The 15,691-nt window shown below is 53.7% G+C and carries 19 protein-coding genes; 4 read left to right on the top strand and 15 right to left on the bottom strand.

Annotated elements, in window-relative coordinates; genetic code table 11:
* The first annotated feature begins 154 nt into the window (after positions 1 to 154).
* Positions 155 to 628: a prepilin peptidase gene (locus I6L58_RS14795; protein ID WP_088209519.1), complete on the top strand. Its 474-nt coding sequence runs from the start codon at positions 155 to 157 to the stop codon at positions 626 to 628.
* Here I6L58_RS14795 and bfr read toward each other — a convergent pair.
* The 11 genes from bfr to fkpA all read right to left on the bottom strand — a co-directional run bounded on the left by bfr (position 612) and on the right by fkpA (position 8,813).
* A complete protein-coding gene (gene bfr / locus I6L58_RS14790; protein ID WP_006178925.1) occupies positions 612 to 1,088 on the bottom strand; it encodes a bacterioferritin in 477 nt (158 codons plus the stop codon). The genes I6L58_RS14795 and bfr overlap by 17 nt on opposite strands.
* Before the next feature lie 72 nt (positions 1,089 to 1,160).
* Positions 1,161 to 1,355 (bottom strand): bacterioferritin-associated ferredoxin, encoded by a 195-nt coding sequence (gene bfd / locus I6L58_RS14785; RefSeq protein ID WP_003863268.1) that lies wholly within the window; start codon positions 1,353 to 1,355, stop codon positions 1,161 to 1,163.
* Positions 1,356 to 1,532: 177 nt separating this feature from the next.
* Positions 1,533 to 2,717 carry an elongation factor Tu gene (gene tuf, locus I6L58_RS14780; protein ID WP_039274549.1) on the bottom strand — a complete coding sequence of 395 codons (1,185 nt, stop codon included), beginning with the start codon at positions 2,715 to 2,717 and terminating at the stop codon, positions 1,533 to 1,535.
* 69 nt (positions 2,718 to 2,786) lie between these two features.
* The gene (gene fusA, locus I6L58_RS14775) at positions 2,787 to 4,901 is read right to left on the bottom strand and encodes an elongation factor G (protein WP_006177819.1); all 2,115 of its coding nucleotides are present in this window, start codon (positions 4,899 to 4,901) and stop codon (positions 2,787 to 2,789) included.
* Between the two features lie 96 nt (positions 4,902 to 4,997).
* Positions 4,998 to 5,468: a 30S ribosomal protein S7 gene (rpsG, locus tag I6L58_RS14770; RefSeq protein ID WP_004106370.1), complete on the bottom strand. Its 471-nt coding sequence runs from the start codon at positions 5,466 to 5,468 to the stop codon at positions 4,998 to 5,000.
* Between the two features lie 96 nt (positions 5,469 to 5,564).
* A complete protein-coding gene (gene rpsL, locus I6L58_RS14765) occupies positions 5,565 to 5,939 on the bottom strand; it encodes a 30S ribosomal protein S12 (protein ID WP_000246815.1) in 375 nt (124 codons plus the stop codon).
* 124 nt (positions 5,940 to 6,063) lie between these two features.
* Positions 6,064 to 6,351: a sulfurtransferase complex subunit TusB gene (gene tusB / locus I6L58_RS14760; RefSeq protein ID WP_006177823.1), complete on the bottom strand. Its 288-nt coding sequence runs from the start codon at positions 6,349 to 6,351 to the stop codon at positions 6,064 to 6,066.
* Positions 6,352 to 6,358: 7 nt separating this feature from the next.
* Positions 6,359 to 6,718 carry a sulfurtransferase complex subunit TusC gene (gene tusC, locus I6L58_RS14755; RefSeq protein ID WP_088209202.1) on the bottom strand — a complete coding sequence of 120 codons (360 nt, stop codon included), beginning with the start codon at positions 6,716 to 6,718 and terminating at the stop codon, positions 6,359 to 6,361.
* Positions 6,718 to 7,104 (bottom strand): sulfurtransferase complex subunit TusD, encoded by a 387-nt coding sequence (gene tusD / locus I6L58_RS14750; RefSeq protein ID WP_058609455.1) that lies wholly within the window; start codon positions 7,102 to 7,104, stop codon positions 6,718 to 6,720. The genes tusC and tusD overlap by 1 nt, the downstream gene beginning before the upstream one ends.
* On the bottom strand, positions 7,104 to 7,826 hold the full coding sequence (locus I6L58_RS14745; protein WP_058609456.1) for a helix-turn-helix transcriptional regulator: 723 nt from the start codon (positions 7,824 to 7,826) through the stop codon (positions 7,104 to 7,106). The genes tusD and I6L58_RS14745 overlap by 1 nt, the downstream gene beginning before the upstream one ends.
* A gap of 165 nt (positions 7,827 to 7,991) precedes the next feature.
* The gene (fkpA, locus tag I6L58_RS14740; RefSeq protein ID WP_006177827.1) at positions 7,992 to 8,813 is read right to left on the bottom strand and encodes an FKBP-type peptidyl-prolyl cis-trans isomerase; all 822 of its coding nucleotides are present in this window, start codon (positions 8,811 to 8,813) and stop codon (positions 7,992 to 7,994) included.
* Positions 8,814 to 9,049: 236 nt separating this feature from the next.
* On the opposite strand from fkpA, the gene I6L58_RS14735 reads away from it, so the two are divergent.
* On the top strand, positions 9,050 to 9,268 hold the full coding sequence (locus tag I6L58_RS14735) for a protein SlyX (RefSeq protein ID WP_042321599.1): 219 nt from the start codon (positions 9,050 to 9,052) through the stop codon (positions 9,266 to 9,268).
* A gap of 54 nt (positions 9,269 to 9,322) precedes the next feature.
* On the opposite strand, the gene slyD is transcribed toward I6L58_RS14735, so the two are convergent.
* The 4 genes from slyD to kefG all read right to left on the bottom strand — a co-directional run bounded on the left by slyD (position 9,323) and on the right by kefG (position 12,581).
* Positions 9,323 to 9,916 (bottom strand): peptidylprolyl isomerase, encoded by a 594-nt coding sequence (gene slyD / locus I6L58_RS14730; RefSeq protein WP_088209203.1) that lies wholly within the window; start codon positions 9,914 to 9,916, stop codon positions 9,323 to 9,325.
* A 94-nt stretch (positions 9,917 to 10,010) separates the two neighbouring features.
* A complete protein-coding gene (locus I6L58_RS14725; RefSeq protein ID WP_003861689.1) occupies positions 10,011 to 10,211 on the bottom strand; it encodes a YheV family putative zinc ribbon protein in 201 nt (66 codons plus the stop codon).
* A gap of 13 nt (positions 10,212 to 10,224) precedes the next feature.
* The gene (gene kefB, locus I6L58_RS14720; RefSeq protein ID WP_006177832.1) at positions 10,225 to 12,030 is read right to left on the bottom strand and encodes a glutathione-regulated potassium-efflux system protein KefB; all 1,806 of its coding nucleotides are present in this window, start codon (positions 12,028 to 12,030) and stop codon (positions 10,225 to 10,227) included.
* Positions 12,030 to 12,581, bottom strand: coding sequence for a glutathione-regulated potassium-efflux system ancillary protein KefG (gene kefG / locus I6L58_RS14715; protein ID WP_042322241.1), 552 nt, complete (start codon positions 12,579 to 12,581; stop codon positions 12,030 to 12,032). Before kefG ends, kefB begins: the two co-directional genes overlap by 1 nt.
* Positions 12,582 to 12,722: 141 nt before the next feature.
* On the opposite strand from kefG, the gene I6L58_RS14710 reads away from it, so the two are divergent.
* Entirely contained in the window at positions 12,723 to 14,627 is a 1,905-nt protein-coding gene (locus tag I6L58_RS14710) for an ABC transporter ATP-binding protein (protein WP_088209204.1), read from the top strand.
* A 15-nt stretch (positions 14,628 to 14,642) separates the two neighbouring features.
* The gene (locus I6L58_RS14705; RefSeq protein ID WP_058609457.1) at positions 14,643 to 15,584 is read left to right on the top strand and encodes a LysR family transcriptional regulator; all 942 of its coding nucleotides are present in this window, start codon (positions 14,643 to 14,645) and stop codon (positions 15,582 to 15,584) included.
* The last annotated feature ends 107 nt before the right edge of the window (positions 15,585 to 15,691 follow it).

Raw genomic sequence — 15,691 nt, 5'->3', positions numbered from 1 at the left:
GAGAGTCATTATGCTCAGCCCCTCGCAAACTTTCTGGCAACGCCTCGCTTTTCAACTCTTTCCTTGAAGCCGCCACGCAGGACTCCATTTTTCAATTTGCTAGCCGTCAACGTTGTGAGGAAGATGCGCAAAACCTCTTTTCAAGGATGATGACATGCTGACTGCCCTGCCCTTTCTCCTCATCTATTTATTGCTTGCGGCTTTACTGGTACGCGAAGATGTTCGCTCCGGGTTACTACCGGACCGCTACGTGTGCCCGCTCCTCTGGACAGGACTGCTTTTCCAGCTTTGCCTTCACCCGCAGTTTCTCCCCAGCGCAGTGGCTGGCGCGATGGCAGGCTATCTGGGTTTCGCGGCAATTTACTGGGGGTATCGACTGGTTTGTCATCGCGAGGGGTTGGGCTATGGCGACGTAAAATACCTGGCAGCGCTAGGTGCATGGCATGGCTGGTGCATTTTGCCCCTTCTGGCACTCGTTGCAGCGCTGATGGCGCTCCTTTATCTTCTTATTCTCTCTTTATGGCATCCTGAAAAAGAGCCATTAAAAAACCCACTGCCTTTTGGACCATTTCTGGCAGCAGCGGGTTTATGCGTCGGCTGGCAAAGTCTGATTAACTTTCCACTTTGATCTGCGACTGAAGATAGTTCGGCAGGCCTATTTTGCTAATCAGATCCAGCTCGGTTTCAAGCCAGTCGATGTGGCCTTCTTCATCGGCAAGAATCTGAATCATCATGTCGCGGCTAACGTAATCATGGACGCTATCGGCATAGGCGATAGCTTCACGCAGGTCTTTCGCCCCTTCAAGCTCAAGATTCAGATCGGAACGGAGCATCTCCTCGACGTCTTCGCCGATGCCCAGTTTGCCGAGATCCTGCAGGTTAGGAATGCCTTCAAGGAATAAAATACGCTCGATGTACTTATCGGCGTGTTTCATCTCATCGATGGATTCGTGGTATTCAACATCGTTGAGGCGCGTCAGGCCCCAGTTTTTGAACATTCTTGCATGAAGAAAATACTGGTTGATTGCGACAAGCTCATTTCCCAATAATTTATTGAGATAACTTATGATTTTAACATCACCTTTCATTATATAGTCCCTCCGCTTCCACTCATTGAAGCGTAGAACGGGCTACAGGGATGTCAAAAAAAAGAGAGGCGCTCAGGCAATCTCTTTGAATTCTGGGATCTGCATCAGTTCATCCTGCATGATCTCACGGGCAGCACGAACGCACTTACCGCATTGATTTCCCACTGGAACAAACTTGCGCAGCTGCTGGAAGGATTGTGGCTGAAATTGACGAACGGCCTGACGAATTTTTTTATCACTCACACCATTACAAAGACAAACGTACATACACACTCCCGTTCAAAATATGCGCAAAGTGTAAGTGAGAATGGTTATGATTACAATAGCACAAGCCGCAGGATACGCGTCGGGAGAGTACAAAAAATGCGAAAATTTGTGACAGCACTAAATCGCAGAAAACAAAAAAGGACGCCGAAGCGTCCTTTTTAATTCAGGGATAATTAATTAGCCCAGAACTTTAGCAACAACGCCCGCGCCAACGGTACGGCCGCCTTCACGGATTGCGAAACGCAGACCGTCGTCCATCGCGATTGGGTGGATCAGCGTCACAACCATCTTGATGTTGTCGCCTGGCATTACCATCTCTACGCCTTCTGGCAGTTCGATGGTACCGGTCACGTCAGTTGTACGGAAGTAGAACTGTGGACGGTAGCCTTTGAAGAACGGAGTATGACGGCCGCCTTCGTCTTTGGACAGGATGTACACTTCAGATTCGAACTTGGTGTGTGGCTTGATTGAGCCTGGCTTCGCCAGAACCTGACCACGTTCGATTTCTTCACGTTTGATACCACGCAGCAGAACACCAACGTTCTCACCAGCACGGCCTTCGTCCAGCAGTTTGCGGAACATTTCAACGCCAGTACAGGTAGACTTAGCAGTCTCTTTGATACCAACGATTTCAACTTCTTCACCAACTTTGATGATACCGCGCTCTACACGACCGGTAACAACGGTACCACGACCGGAGATGGAGAATACGTCTTCGATTGGCAGCAGGAATGGCTTGTCAATCGCACGCTCTGGTTCTGGGATGTAAGAATCCAGGAAGCCAGCCAGTTCGATGATTTTCTCTTCCCACTCTGCTTCGCCTTCCAGCGCTTTCAGCGCGGAACCACGAACGATTGGGGTGTCGTCGCCTGGGAAATCGTACTGAGACAGCAGTTCACGAACTTCCATCTCTACCAGTTCCAGCAGCTCTTCGTCATCAACCATGTCGCACTTGTTCAGGAACACGATGATGAAAGGAACGCCTACCTGACGACCCAGCAGGATGTGCTCACGAGTCTGAGGCATTGGGCCGTCAGTCGCAGCAACAACCAGGATCGCGCCGTCCATCTGCGCAGCACCGGTGATCATGTTTTTAACATAGTCGGCGTGGCCTGGGCAGTCTACGTGTGCGTAGTGGCGAGTCGGGGTGTCATATTCAACGTGGGACGTGTTGATGGTGATACCACGCGCTTTTTCTTCTGGTGCGTTATCGATCTGGTCGAATGCACGAGCAGCACCGCCGTAGGTTTTAGCCAGTACGGTAGTGATTGCAGCGGTCAGGGTAGTTTTACCATGGTCAACGTGGCCGATAGTACCAACGTTGACGTGCGGTTTTGTACGTTCAAATTTTTCTTTAGACACGGCTATATTCCTTACTATAGTGCTCTCCCCTTCGGAGAGAGCACGGGACTTAGGTTTTAATCCTGTGGATTACTTACCACGGGCTTCGATAACGGCCTGAGCAACGTTGTTAGGCGCATCATCATACTTCAGGAATTCCATGGTGTATGATGCACGACCTTTGGTCAGAGAACGCAGCTGAGTTGCATATCCGAACATTTCAGACAGCGGAACTTCAGCGTGGATCTTAACGCCAGTTACTTCGGATTCCTGACCGCGCAGCATACCGCGACGACGGCTCAAGTCACCGATAACGTCACCGGTGTTCTCTTCAGGAGTCTCTACTTCAACCTTCATGATTGGCTCAAGCAGAACTGGTTTCGCTTTCTTAAAGCCTTCTTTAAAGGCAATAGACGCAGCCAGTTTAAACGCCAGTTCAGAGGAGTCAACGTCGTGGTAAGAACCGAAGTGCAGACGAACACCCATGTCAACAACCGGGTAACCAGCCAGAGGACCAGCTTTCAGCTGCTCCTGGATGCCTTTATCAACGGCAGGGATGTATTCACCAGGAATTACACCACCTTTGATGTCGTTGATGAACTCGTAACCTTTAGGGTTAGAGCCCGGCTCCAGTGGGTACATGTCGATCACAACGTGACCGTACTGACCGCGACCACCAGACTGCTTAGCGTGTTTACCTTCAACATCGGTAACTTTAGAGCGAATCGCTTCACGGTAAGCTACCTGAGGTTTACCCACGTTCGCTTCAACGTTGAATTCACGCTTCATACGGTCAACGATGATGTCCAGGTGCAGTTCACCCATACCAGCGATGATGGTCTGGTTAGATTCTTCATCAGTCCATACGCGGAATGATGGGTCTTCTTTAGCCAGACGGCCCAGAGCCAGACCCATTTTTTCCTGGTCAGCTTTGGTTTTTGGTTCAACGGCGATAGAGATTACCGGCTCTGGGAATTCCATACGCTCCAGAATGATCGGGTGATCCGGGTTACACAGTGTGTCACCAGTAGTCACGTCTTTCAGACCGATTGCTGCAGCGATGTCGCCCGCACGAACTTCTTTGATCTCTTCACGTTTGTTAGCGTGCATCTGTACGATACGGCCAAAACGTTCACGCGCCGCTTTCACGGAGTTCAGGATGGTGTCACCGGAGTTAACCACACCAGAGTAAACGCGGAAGAAGGTCAGGTTACCCACGAATGGGTCGGTAGCAATTTTGAACGCCAGTGCAGAGAACGGCTCGTCATCACTTGCGTGACGCTCAGCCGGAGTATCTTTACCGTCGTCCAGGATGCCGTTGATCGCAGGAACGTCAACCGGGGATGGCAGGTAATCAATTACCGCATCCAGCATCGCCTGAACACCTTTGTTCTTGAACGCAGAACCACAGGTTACCAGGATGATTTCGTTGTTCAGAACGCGCTGACGCAGAGCTTGCTTGATCTCTTCTTCAGTCAGTTCTTCACCACCCAGGTATTTTTCCATCAGCTCTTCAGAAGCTTCCGCTGCGGACTCGATCAGGTTCTGGTGCCATTCGTCAGCCAGGTCCTGCATGTCTGCTGGGATATCTTCGTAAGTGAAGGTAACGCCTGCGTCTTCTTCGTTCCAGTTGATGGCTTTCATTTTCACCAGGTCGATAACGCCGGTGAAAGCTTCTTCAGCACCAATTGCCAGCTGCAGCGGAACAGGGTTCGCGCCCAGACGGGTTTTGATCTGACCAACAACTTTCAGGAAGTTAGCACCCATACGGTCCATTTTGTTAACGAACGCGATGCGTGGAACTTTATATTTGTTCGCCTGACGCCATACGGTTTCAGACTGTGGCTGAACACCACCAACTGCGCAATAAACCATTACTGCGCCGTCAAGAACACGCATGGAACGTTCTACTTCGATGGTGAAGTCAACGTGCCCTGGGGTGTCGATGATGTTTACGCGATGCGGTTCGTACTGCTTAGCCATACCTGACCAGAATGCAGTAGTCGCTGCGGAGGTGATAGTAATACCACGCTCCTGCTCCTGTTCCATCCAGTCCATGGTGGCTGCGCCGTCATGAACTTCACCGATTTTATGGTTTACACCGGTGTAGAACAGAATACGTTCGGTAGTAGTGGTTTTACCGGCGTCGATGTGCGCACTGATACCGATGTTACGGTAGCGTGCGATGGGTGTTGTACGAGCCATTTGATTCCTCGTTTATATCTTTAGGCGTTCAGTTAAGTAACCCAGAGCGGGCGGCTTCTCTGAAGCGCCCGCCTGGTGACTATGACTCCGAAGGGATTACCAACGGTAGTGTGCGAACGCCTTGTTGGCTTCTGCCATACGGTGAACGTCTTCACGTTTCTTAACTGCAGTACCTTTGTTGTCTGCAGCATCAGAAAGTTCGTTCGCCAGACGCAGAGCCATGGATTTATCACCGCGTTTACGAGCAGCTTCAACGATCCAACGCATTGCCAGAGCATTACGACGAACCGGACGAACTTCAACTGGAACCTGGTAAGTAGAACCACCAACGCGGCGAGACTTAACTTCTACAGTCGGGCGCACGTTGTCGAGAGCGACTTCGAAAGCTTCCAGTTCATTTTTACCAGAACGCTGAGCCAGGGTCTCAAGCGCGCTGTATACGATTGCTTCTGCAGTAGATTTTTTACCATCTACCATCAGGATATTTACAAATTTTGCCAGCAGTTCTGATCCGAACTTCGGATCTGGAAGAATTTTACGCTGACCAATGACGCGACGACGTGGCATGGGAATACTCCGTTGTTAATTCAGGATTGTCCAAAACTCTACGAGTTTAGTTTGACATTAAGATAAATCAGTTTGGCCTTACTTAACGGAGAACCATTAAGCCTTAGGACGCTTCACGCCGTACTTGGAGCGAGCCTGCTTACGGTCTTTAACACCAGAGCAGTCAAGCGCACCACGAACGGTGTGGTAACGAACACCCGGAAGGTCTTTAACACGACCGCCACGGATCAGGATCACGGAGTGCTCCTGCAGGTTGTGACCTTCACCACCGATGTAGGAAGTCACTTCAAAACCGTTAGTCAAACGCACACGGCATACTTTACGCAGTGCGGAGTTTGGTTTCTTAGGAGTGGTGGTATATACACGAGTACATACGCCACGTTTCTGCGGGCAGGCTTCCAGCGCAGGCACGTTGCTTTTTGCAACTTTGCGAGCGCGTGGTTTGCGTACCAGCTGGTTAACTGTTGCCATTAAATAGCTCCTGGTTTTAGCTTTTGCTTCGTAAACACGTAATAAATCGACCTCATACAATATGAGGACGCGAAATTTTAGGGCCACGTCGAAAAGGTGTCAAGAAATATACAGCGATCTCAAATCACCAGTTCATTTGACTGGCATGCTTCACAGTAAGATTGACGAAATCAGTATAGCCAACCACGTCAATTTTGGCTGAAATTTGACCAGTAAGACCTCGCGCGTCCAGATCGTCTTTAAGCGCAGAGAGGGATATGGGGGCATTGCTGAGAATTTCAACGAAGCGACTGCCGTCGAGCGCTGCGATGACCCCATCCTGTATCAGCAGGAGATCATCACCTTCGCGCAGCATGCTCAGTAGCGCGTCGATATCACATTGCCAGGGTGAATGACTCAGGGTATGGAGCATGACGGCCTCAGAAAGTCAGAACAGTATCATAGTGAGAAAGGTGGTCGCGCAGCGCACCGGATGGCAGGATCGTCGCATCCAGCACAAAAGGCGTCTTATCATTGAGCCCGCGAGCGGCTAATGAATCCGCGCACACATAATATGTATCAATGTCGTAGAGCGGCAGCACCTTAAAGGTCGCGATGTAATCGCGCGCGAGGATAGCCTGCGGGTGTTGGCCTGCCAGCAGCTGGAAAACCCCGTCGCCCAAAAAGAACACGCCGATATCTTCCGTTAAGGCTGACGTCGCCAGTAACGCGTCCAGCCCTTCTCTGCCTGACGTGCTCCCGTGGGGCGCCGAGGTAAATACAAAAGCGACACGTTTCATCAGAATTGCACCACTCTGTCGCAGGTCAGCGCAGCCTGCGCCAACGCGCCCAGGCCACTGAGAGAAAATCCAGGCTGCAGGTTCGCGCCAGGTAACTCAAGACGTTCGGCTTCTGCGGCATCGGTAATGCCGCGGCGCAGCGCGGCGGCCACGCAGATGTGCAGCTCAACGCCCTGCGTTTCATTTAACGCCTGCCAGGCACGCACCAGGTCAAACTCATCATTCGCCGGCGACGTAAACCGGTTGGCGTTATAGACCCCTTCCCGATAGAAAAAGACGCTCGCCAGCTCGTGCCCGGCTTCAATGAGCGCATGGGCGAACTGCAACGCGCTGCTGGCCTGCTGGGTGCCGTATGCCGGGCCTGTCACCATTAACGCAAAACGCATTACTTATCTTGCCCTGCGAAATCACCGCTTTTGAACTGACGGATGTACAGATAAACGGTGTGCTTAGAGATATTCAGACGGTCGGCCACCTGGTTAATGGCATCTTTGATATCAAAAATCCCTTTCTCGTAGAGATTCAGCACGATCTGACGATTCTTGGCGTTGTTGGAGACGTTGCGATCGGCATTCACTTCTTCGATAGTGAACTCCAGCGTCTGGGTCACAAGATCTTCAACCGATGAGGCAAAGTTCACGGACGAGCCAACGTCTGGTGTCTCCGGCGGAACGAAGGTGCTCATAATTTGCGAGAACGGCACATCAAGGTTCATGTTGATGCACAGCAGCCCGATAACGCGGTGCTCGCGGTTGCGAATGGCGATGGTTTCAGATTTCATCAACACGCCGCTTTTGGCGCGGGTGAAATAGCATTTAGAGACGCTGCTGTCCGCGCCGGTCATATCATGCAGCATACGCAAAGCAAGGTCGGTGATGGGCGAACCAATTTTACGGCCGGTATGTTCACCGTTCGCAATACGGATGGCGGAACACTTCAAATCTTGCAAGGAGTGCAAAACGATTTCGCAGTGGGACCCAATGAGCATCGCTAACCCGTCCACCACCGCTTCGTAGGATTTCAGAATATCGAAGTCGGTCTGATCGAAAGGACGTTGATCCAGCAAATCAAGCTCACTGGTTTCGTTGGTTAAAAGCGACCTGGACATGAAAAAAACACTCCTTTTCAGGAGCCTGTCGTTACGTTGTCAGGGCAGGCTCATTATCTACACGGACAACTAAATTAATACAGCGTGTATAACGCTTTCCAGTGTTAATTATCTCTGCCCCACAATAAAAAAACCGCCGCCTTAAAGGCGGCGGCGTTTATCGCATTACTTCTTCGCGTCTGCTGCTGCTTTTTGGTCAGCTGCAGCGTCTGGTTTCGCATCCGCTTTCGGAGCCGGTTTGATGTCCAGCAGCTCTACATCAAAGACCAGCGTAGAGTTGGCAGGGATACCCGGAACGCCCGTTTTGCCGTAAGCCAGATCCGGTGGAATGACCAGCTTGATTTTGCCGCCTTTCTTGATGTTCTTCAGGCCTTCAGTCCAGCCAGGGATAACACCATCCAGACGGAAGGAGAGCGGTTCACCACGGGTATAGGAGTTATCGAACTCTTTACCATCGGTCAGCGTACCTTTGTAGTTAACCACTACGGTATCGCTGTCTTTCGGAGACGCGCCGGTACCTTCTTTCTCTACTTTATAGACCAGGCCGGTAGAGGAGGTTTTTACGCCTTTTTCTTTAGCAAAGGCATCGCGGTAGGCTTTACCTTTTGCTTCGTTATCTTTCGCATCTGCTTCCATTTTGGTCTGAGCTGCGCCTTTCACGCGTGCTTCAAACGCCTGCAGAGTTTGCTCGATTTCCTGGTCAGACAGTTTGCTCTTGTTGGCAAACGCATCCTGAACACCCGCGATCAGCTGAGTTTTGTCCAGTTTGATGCCCAGTTTTTCTTGCTCTTTCAGAGAGTTTTCCATGTAACGACCCAGAGACGCGCCGAGTGCATAGGCGGATTTCTGGTCGTCATTTTTAAACGCCGCTTTGCTGTCTGCAGTCGCAGCAGGCTTCGCAGCAGTATCAGCAGCGAAAGACAGCGGTGCGTTCAGCGCAACTGCCATCGTGGTCGCCAGCAGCGTAACTTTAAACAGTGATTTCATCCATATCTCCAGGGCCTGGGGACTCTCACCCCAGCATTAAACGTAAATGAGTGACGTACTATAAATCGTTGCGGAAGAAATCTACAGACAGACACTTCCAATTCTCGCCTCTTTTCAGACTATTTTTGTTTAAATAAGTTTCTTGCCAAGGGGATGGATACTGTACTTAAGGATAAACTCAGTTAAACTTCGCCGCCGCTGGCCCACGAAAGCGTTAGATATAAACGAGGTGAATGATGAAGGACACAATGATTGAAGCGAGACTGGCTGAACTGGAAAGCCGCCTGGCTTTTCAGGACATCACCATCGAAGAGCTTAACCAGACGGTGACTGCGCACGAACTGGAAATGGCAAAACTCAGGGACCTGATGCGACTGCTCACTGAAAAGGTGAAGGCCACGCAGTCATCGCACATTGCCTCTCAGTCTGAAGAGACGCCCCCACCTCATTATTGAGGCGTAAAAAAAGCGGGATAACAATCCCGCTTTTTTATTTTCCGCGTATCGGAATTAATGGCAGCCGCAGCCACCATTGCCGCCGCAACCACCTTTACCGTGCTCGTGACCATGGTCGTGATCGTGGCCGTGACCACCGCAGCAGCCGTCATGACCGTGATCGTGGTCATGGTCGTGACCGTTCGCACCGTGAACGTGGCCATGAGCCAGTTCTTCTTCGGTTGCTTCACGGATCGCAACAACTTCAACGTTGAACTTCAGGTTCTGGCCAGCCAGCATGTGGTTGCCGTCAACCACAACGTGGTCGTCTTCAACTTCAGTGATCTCAACCGGTACTGGACCCTGGTCAGTTTCAGCCAGGAAGCGCATGCCAACCTGCAGCTCGTCAACGCCCATGAACACGTCTTTAGGAACGCGCTGAACCAGGTTGTCGTCGTACTGGCCGTAAGCGTCGTTTGCGCCAACAGCAACGTCAAATTTATCGCCAACTTCATGACCTTCCAGCGCGGTTTCCAGGCCGGAGATCAGGGAACCGTGACCATGCAGGTAGTCCAGCGGCGCACTCACCGGAGACTCATCAACCAACACACCGTCTTCTGTACGTACCTGATAGGCCAGGCTGACCACCAGGTCTTTTGCTACTTTCATGATATCTCCTGAGCGTGGGAAAATTACTGGCGCAGATTGTAGCGGAAATCTGCACCCGTGTACCCTTTAGCTTAAAAAAACTCAGGGCATATCGCTAGTCCGGATGAAAAATGCCGATCACTTGCTCTTCTTTGCGAACGTGATCGCGGGCCTCTTTGTCAGCCTCGCGCATCTGATGGCCGCACTTAACACACTCAACAATATCGATATTATTTTCACGCCACATGGCCAGCGTATCTTGCGCCTGGCAGGATGGGCATTTTGCGCCCGCGATAAAGCGTTTACGTACAGCCATCTTTCGTTACCCTTTATTCAAATTCATCCCAGCCGTCGAGCTGGCGTCGTTCCTGCTGCATCTCGCGCTGAAAAATTTCTTCCAGCTCGCGACGCGCTTCCCGCACGCGGGAGATCTGCGCCGTATCTGAATGCACCGGCATCAGCTCGCGCAGCATGCGCATATCAAGCCTGCGGAAGTGCATCTGTGCGCGCTGGGCCTGGTGAGGATGCATCCCCAGCGACACCAGCGCTTTACGCCCCAACTCCAGGGCGCTTGAGAAGGTTTCGCGGGAGAAGTGTTTCACACCCGCCTGCAAAAGTTCGTGAGCTTCCACACGTCCGCGCGCACGCGCCAGAATGTGCAGGTGCGGGAAATGCTGCTGGCACAGTTCCACCAGCTTCATCGTGTCTTCCGGATCGTTACAGGTGATAACGATCGATTCCGCCGCTTCCGCACCGGCGGAGCGCAGCAGTTCAAGCTGCGTGGCATCGCCGTAGTAAACCTTATAGCCATATTTTCGCATCAGATTCACCGCGCTGATATCCCGCTCCAGTACGGTGATACGCTTTTTGTTGGCCATTAACAGGCGGCCAATCACCTGCCCGAAGCGACCAAAACCCACGATAATCACCTGCGGTTTATCGTCCTCCACCCACGGGGTTTCCGCTTCGTCGTCCACCGGGTTCAGTCGGCGCGACAGCAGTTTATCCACCAGCTTCATCAGCAGCGGTGTGGTCATCATCGACAGCGTCACCGTCACCAGCAGCAGCGCCATCTGGTCGTCTTTAAACAGCTTCTGCGACGATGCCGTCGAGAACAGCACAAACGCGAATTCACCGCCCTGGCTCAGCACGCTGGCGAACTGCATTCTCTCCGAACTGCGCAGCCCGTAAATGCGCGCCAGCACATACAGCACCAGCGTTTTCACCGCCACCAGCACGGCCACGCTCATTATCACCCACAGCAGATGGGTATAGAGCACGCCAAGGTTGAGCGCCATGCCCACCGAAATAAAGAACAGCCCTAACAGCAGGCCTTTGAATGGATCGATGGCCGTTTCCAGCTCGTGGCGGTACTCGCTTTCCGCCAGAAGCACGCCTGCGATAAATGTCCCGAGCGCCATCGACAGCCCCAGCGCATCCATAAACAGCGCCGAGCCAAGTACCAGCAGCAGCGTCGCGGCGGTAAATACCTCGCGCACGCCGGAGGCGGCAATAAACCGAAACACCGGGCGTAATAAAAAGCGTCCACCAATCAACATGCCCGCAAAGGCGAGCACCTTCATGGAGATTTTGACCCAGTCGAAACTGTCATCACCCGATCCCGCGAGCAGCGGCACCAGCGCCAGTGCCGGGATAACCGCCAAGTCCTGGAACAGCAGCACCGAAAAGCCCAGTTGGCCTGCTTCGTTGCGGTTCATGCCTTTATCGCGCATCAGCTGCAGTGCCATCGCGGTGGAGGACATCGCCAGCCCGATCCCGCCAATGACGGCGGCCTGCCACGAAAAGTCCGTCAGCATTAGCAGCACGGCAAGTATCGCGGCGCTGCATAACACCTGCGCGGCCCCCACGCCGAAGATCGAGCGCCGAAGCTGCCACAGCTTGGACGGGTTCAGCTCAAGGCCGATGATGAACATCAGGAACACCACGCCCAGCTCGGAGAAGTGGAGGATTTCATCCACGTCGCTGATGAATCCCAGCCCCCAGGGGCCGATGGCGATACCCGCCAGCAGATAGCCCAGCACCGCACCGATGCCGATCCGGGCAGCCAGCGGCACGGCAACGACCGCCGCAAATAAAAAGAGCACGCCGGCTAACAGTAAATTGGAACCTTCCATCAGCGTCCTCCCGCCTGAATCGGCGATGCCAGCCAGTCGCCATACGCTTTGGCATGGCTCGCCAGCGCCTTCGGATCCTGACGTCGCGCCCAGTAGACAATAATTGGGCTCAGCCAGTGCATACGGCACATCGCTGCCGTCAGCTCAAACGGGCGCAGGATATCGCTCATCGGATAGCGGTTGAGACCATCGTGACGGTAGGCGCTTTCCGGCTCCCCGGTGGTAATCACGCTACGCCAGTACTTTCCCGCCAGCTGGTTGCCCCCTACCCCACTTGAAAAGCCCCGGCTGAGCACGCGGTCCAGCCACTCTTTCAGCAGCGCCGGGCAGCTATAGGTATAAAGCGGATGCTGGAACACGATAACGTCATGCTGACGCAGCAGTTCCTGCTCGTGGGGAATATCAATAAAGAAATCAGGATAGTGCGCGTAGAGATCGTGCACTGTTACGTTGCTGAGCTGTGTCGCCGGCTTAAGCAGCACCCGGTTCGCCACCGAGTCCTGAGATTCCGGATGGGCATACAGCAGCAGCACTTTGGCTGTCTGAGACATCATTCCCCTCCCGGTCCTGTTTCTGTTTTTGTGTATCGTTGTTGTTTTGGGCTACCATGGCGGCCCGGTGCGGCGGCAAATGGTCCACACCTTACATTATCATAATGACAAATTAACATAGTCGGAACATACGGCGCTTCTATGATTGTTTTCTCCTCGTTACAAATTCGTCGCGGCGTGCGCGTCCTGCTGGACAACGCCACTGCCACCATTAACCCTGGCCAGAAGGTCGGGCTGGTCGGCAAAAACGGCTGCGGTAAATCCACCCTGCTGGCGCTGCTGAAAAACGAGATTAGCGCTGACGGCGGGAACTTTACCTACCCCGGAAACTGGCAACTCGCCTGGGTTAACCAGGAGACGCCCGCGCTGAGCGAACCGGCGCTCGACTATGTGATTGACGGCGACCGCGAATACCGCAAGCTGGAAGCGGAGCTCAATGCCGCAAACGAGCGCAACGACGGCCACGCCATCGCCACCGTTCACGGCAAGCTGGACGCCATCGACGCGTGGACCATCCGCTCCCGCGCCTCCAGCCTGCTGCACGGCCTCGGCTTTAGCAACGACCAGCTCGAACGCCCGGTGAGCGACTTCTCCGGCGGCTGGCGTATGCGCCTTAACCTGGCGCAGGCGCTGATTTGCCGCTCTGATTTACTGCTGCTTGATGAACCGACCAACCACCTCGATCTCGATGCGGTTATTTGGCTGGAGAAGTGGCTCAAGAGCTATCAGGGCACTCTGATTCTGATTTCCCACGACCGCGACTTCCTCGATCCGGTGGTGGATAAAATTATCCATATCGAACAGCAAACGATGTTCGAATACACCGGCAACTACAGCTCCTTCGAGCGCCAGCGCGCAACGCGTCTTGCCCAGCAACAATCGATGTATGAAAGCCAGCAGCAGCGCGTGGCGCACCTGCAGAGCTTTGTCGACCGTTTCAAAGCGAAAGCTTCGAAGGCCAAGCAGGCGCAAAGCCGCATTAAGATGCTGGAACGCATGGAGATGATTGCGCCTGCGCACGTCGATAACCCGTTCCACTTCAGCTTCCGCGCGCCGGAGAGCCTGCCTAACCCGCTGCTGAAGATGGAAAAGGTCAGCGCAGGCTACGGCGAGCGTACGATTCTCGACTCTATCAAGCTCAACCTGGTGCCGGGTTCACGTATTGGTCTGCTGGGGCGTAACGGTGCCGGTAAATCAACGCTGATCAAACTGCTGGCGGGCGAGCTTAACCCGGTCAGCGGCGAAATCGGTCTGGCGAAAGGCATTAAGCTTGGCTACTTCGCCCAGCACCAGCTGGAATTTTTACGCGCGGATGAATCGCCGATTCAGCACCTGGCGCGGCTGGCACCGCAGGAGATGGAGCAGAAGCTGCGCGACTACCTCGGCGGGTTTGGTTTCCAGGGTGATAAAGTCACCGAGAATACCGAGCGCTTCTCCGGGGGTGAAAAAGCCCGTCTGGTGCTGGCGCTGATCGTCTGGCAGCGTCCGAACCTGCTGCTGCTCGATGAACCGACCAACCACTTGGATCTCGACATGCGTCAGGCGCTGACCGAAGCGCTGATTGAGTTCGAAGGCGCGCTGGTGGTTGTCTCGCATGATCGTCACCTGATCCGCTCCACCACGGACGATCTCTATCTGGTGCACGACGGCAAGGTCGAACCGTTCGACGGTGACCTGGAAGACTATCAGCAGTGGCTGACGGACGTGCAGAAGCAGGAAAACCAGCCGGACGAGTCGGCAAAAGACAACGCCAACAGCGCGCAGGCGCGTAAAGACCAGAAGCGCCGGGAAGCGGAACTGCGCACCCAGACGCAACCGCTGCGTAAAGAGATCGCGCGCCTGGAAAAAGAGATGGAAAAGCTCAACGCCACGCTTGCGGCCGTTGAAGAGAAGCTGGGCGACAGCGAGCTGTACGATCAGAGCCGCAAGGCCGAGCTGACGGACTGCCTGCAAACCCAGGCCAAAACCAAATCCAGCCTCGAAGCGTGTGAGATGGCGTGGCTGGACGCCCAGGAACAGCTGGAAGCGATGCTACAGGCCGACTAAACCGCCGGGAGGAGTATGAGTTTCGATACCACGAGCGACATTACATTTCGCAAGCTCAGCATCTTCATGACGTTCATGGAGAAGGGCAATATCGCGCGTACCGCCGAAACTCTGGGCCTCAGCGGCGTCAGCGTGCACCGCGCGCTACACACCCTGGAAGAGAACGTGCGCTGCCCGCTCTTCACCCATAAGGGGCGCAACCTGATTGCGCTCCCCTCCGCCTGGACGCTGCTGGAGTATTGCCAGGAGGTGATGCAGGTCATGGCGCGCGGCGTGGAAGAGTCCCGTAAAATTGCCGGTATAGGTCAGGGGCGGCTGCGCGTCGGCACGCTTTATTCGCTAACGCTGGAGACCGTACCGCGCCTGATCATGGGCATGAAGCTGCGCCGTCCGGATCTGGAGATGGACCTGACGATGGGCTCCAACGAAACGTTGCTGCACATGCTGGACGAAGGCTCGCTGGACGCCATTTTAATCTCCATTTCCGAAAGCGATATCGATCGTAACAGTCTTGAAGTGCTTCCCCTGTTCCACGACGATATTTTCCTTGCCGCACCCGCGTCTGCGTCCCTCAACACCGGCGAGCTGGCCGACCTGCGTGATTATAAAGATCAGAAATTCGTCGCGCTGGCAGAAGGGTTCGCCACCTACGCCGGGTTCCAGGAAGCGTTCCACATCGCCGGATTCGAGCCGGAAATCGTCACGCGCGTGAACGACATTTTCTCTATGTTGAGCCTGGTGCAGGCGGGGGTCGGTTTTACGCTGATGCCGGGGAGGATGAAGAAAGTGTATGAGAACTCGGTTCAGCTACTGAAGCTGGCGCAGCCGTATCAGATGCAGCAGTTGATCGCCATCGTCTTTGCCCGCAACCGCGAGCAGGATCCCAGCCTGCGCGCACTAGCCGCCGAAGGACGGATGTATGCGCGAAGCCTCACAACAGATACCTCGGCCCCGTAGGCCTGGTGCATTCCCCCTGTTCCAGGGTTCACTAAAGCTGAACGCCACATTTGACTTATCATCCGTTATCTCTGAATATCCACAAAAATAACATGTCTTTAAGCAGG

The sequence above is a fragment of the Enterobacter cancerogenus genome (assembly GCF_019047785.1).
Classification (GTDB): Bacteria; Pseudomonadota; Gammaproteobacteria; order Enterobacterales; family Enterobacteriaceae; genus Enterobacter; species Enterobacter cancerogenus.
Note: the sequence above shows the minus strand (reverse complement) of the source record. Positions and strands in the feature narration are given on the sequence as shown.

Bases quoted from the DNA above. Each gene is read 5' to 3' on its own strand.
- I6L58_RS14795 (WP_088209519.1), top strand. From the start codon at position 155: ATGCTGACTGCCCTGCCCTTTCTCCTCATCTATTTATTGCTTGCGGCT.
- bfr (WP_006178925.1), bottom strand. From the start codon at position 1,088: ATGAAAGGTGATGTTAAAATCATAAGTTATCTCAATAAATTATTGGGA.
- bfd (WP_003863268.1), bottom strand. From the start codon at position 1,355: ATGTACGTTTGTCTTTGTAATGGTGTGAGTGATAAAAAAATTCGTCAG.
- fusA (WP_006177819.1), bottom strand. From the start codon at position 4,901: ATGGCTCGTACAACACCCATCGCACGCTACCGTAACATCGGTATCAGT.
- rpsG (WP_004106370.1), bottom strand. From the start codon at position 5,468: ATGCCACGTCGTCGCGTCATTGGTCAGCGTAAAATTCTTCCAGATCCG.
- rpsL (WP_000246815.1), bottom strand. From the start codon at position 5,939: ATGGCAACAGTTAACCAGCTGGTACGCAAACCACGCGCTCGCAAAGTT.
- tusB (WP_006177823.1), bottom strand. From the start codon at position 6,351: ATGCTCCATACCCTGAGTCATTCACCCTGGCAATGTGATATCGACGCG.
- tusC (WP_088209202.1), bottom strand. From the start codon at position 6,718: ATGAAACGTGTCGCTTTTGTATTTACCTCGGCGCCCCACGGGAGCACG.
- tusD (WP_058609455.1), bottom strand. From the start codon at position 7,104: ATGCGTTTTGCGTTAATGGTGACAGGCCCGGCATACGGCACCCAGCAG.
- I6L58_RS14745 (WP_058609456.1), bottom strand. From the start codon at position 7,826: ATGTCCAGGTCGCTTTTAACCAACGAAACCAGTGAGCTTGATTTGCTG.
- fkpA (WP_006177827.1), bottom strand. From the start codon at position 8,813: ATGAAATCACTGTTTAAAGTTACGCTGCTGGCGACCACGATGGCAGTT.
- I6L58_RS14735 (WP_042321599.1), top strand. From the start codon at position 9,050: ATGAAGGACACAATGATTGAAGCGAGACTGGCTGAACTGGAAAGCCGC.
- slyD (WP_088209203.1), bottom strand. From the start codon at position 9,916: ATGAAAGTAGCAAAAGACCTGGTGGTCAGCCTGGCCTATCAGGTACGT.
- I6L58_RS14725 (WP_003861689.1), bottom strand. From the start codon at position 10,211: ATGGCTGTACGTAAACGCTTTATCGCGGGCGCAAAATGCCCATCCTGC.
- kefB (WP_006177832.1), bottom strand. From the start codon at position 12,030: ATGGAAGGTTCCAATTTACTGTTAGCCGGCGTGCTCTTTTTATTTGCG.
- kefG (WP_042322241.1), bottom strand. From the start codon at position 12,581: ATGTCTCAGACAGCCAAAGTGCTGCTGCTGTATGCCCATCCGGAATCT.
- I6L58_RS14710 (WP_088209204.1), top strand. From the start codon at position 12,723: ATGATTGTTTTCTCCTCGTTACAAATTCGTCGCGGCGTGCGCGTCCTG.
- I6L58_RS14705 (WP_058609457.1), top strand. From the start codon at position 14,643: ATGAGTTTCGATACCACGAGCGACATTACATTTCGCAAGCTCAGCATC.